Here is a 1,291-nt window from a genome sequence, read left to right on the forward strand (position 1 = left end):
GCGTTGGGGCATGTCAGCCCAGTTGAGTACGAAAGTATGTAGTTATGTACTGTCTACTTTTTGTGGGGTACACCAGTAGCCACGAGAGGACGGTAAGTTAAAAGGATTTATATATGTTAAATATTCGCCAAGCTCGCATTGAAGATATCAGTGTTATCAAGAAACTACAGTTTCAGCTTAATGAGTATCATCAAGCAAATTTACCTGATGACTTCTTATCACCGGAAGAAATTGAACAAAAAATAGACCTGCACAAGATAATCGAAAGTGAAAGCTCGATTTTTCTGGTAGCCGAAAGCAAAGGGCTGTTAGTAGGTTTTGTTTTTGGTGAGCTATGGGTTCGTAAGTCTTGGACGCTCAAACAGCGAAAAATCGCGAGCATTGAACAAATAGTAGTGGATTCATGCTTTAGAAGCCAAGGCGTTGGATTGGCGCTAATAGAGGCATTTGAGGAAAGGGCTATTTCTAACGGCGGAGAAGAGCTGTTTTTAGAAGTATATTCCTTCAATGAATCTGCTTTAGGTTTGTATCGCAAAGCTGGTATTGCCCCCAAAATCCTAATTGGGCAGAAAGCACTAAGCTGAAAGTCGGCTACATAACAAATTGTTCAAGAGTGATTCGGCACGCGTGGCATTTTTACTATGCGTTAGTTTTAGTGGTTAAGGTGCTATGCGTAGGCTTCGGTATTGCGTGCCTCACACCTTAACAAGGCGTTATGTTCAAGGAACGTTAATAATGAAAAACGCAATTTTTATTGCATTAATATCAATGTTTATTGCTGGGTGTGTTGGTTTCAGTGATTCGCCAGAGGCTAGACTAGTTCACAATGCATCCTTGATGAAAGTTCGAATACAAGATGAATTGAACCAGCAAGATGAGTATCTAGGGTACGATGTCCGTGTAAACTTCAAACTTAATGATAAAGCTGAGGTTACCGAATTCTCGGTGCTAAAAACTAGTGGGCTTCGCTCGTTTGATAACGCGGTCGAAAAAGCAGTAAAGAACAGCTCCCCATTCGAATTTTTATTAAGTCTAAGTCCGCAAGAGTTCGAGCAGTTTAAAGATATTAACCTTACCGTTGATTTAGAGTAGCCGTGAACATAACAAATTGTTCAAGTGTGATTCGGCACGCTTGGCATTTTTACTATGCATTAGTTTTAGTGGTTAAGATGGTATGCAGAGGCTTTTGTATTGCGTGCCTCACACCTTAACAAGGCGTTAGTTGCACAGGGAGGTATCATGGAAGAATTATCAGGTGGAAGAGAATCTGCAATATATCGAGATGGTGAAG

General features: G+C 40.7%; 2 protein-coding genes. Both read left to right on the forward strand.

Going from position 1 to position 1,291, the window contains the following annotated elements; translation table 11 throughout:
* Positions 1-113: 113 nt before the first annotated feature.
* On the forward strand, positions 114-584 hold the full coding sequence (locus tag R7P74_RS24790; protein ID WP_054702902.1) for a GNAT family N-acetyltransferase: 471 nt from the start codon (positions 114-116) through the stop codon (positions 582-584).
* A 151-nt stretch (positions 585-735) separates the two neighbouring features.
* Positions 736-1,092, forward strand: a complete 357-nt coding sequence (locus R7P74_RS24795; RefSeq protein ID WP_213969149.1) for a cell envelope integrity protein TolA — start codon at positions 736-738, stop codon at positions 1,090-1,092.
* Positions 1,093-1,291 lie beyond the last annotated feature (199 nt).

Source organism: Vibrio sp. 2033, assembly GCF_033339735.1.

Bases quoted from the DNA above. Each gene is read 5' to 3' on its own strand.
- R7P74_RS24790 (WP_054702902.1), top strand. From the start codon at position 114: ATGTTAAATATTCGCCAAGCTCGCATTGAAGATATCAGTGTTATCAAG.
- R7P74_RS24795 (WP_213969149.1), top strand. From the start codon at position 736: ATGAAAAACGCAATTTTTATTGCATTAATATCAATGTTTATTGCTGGG.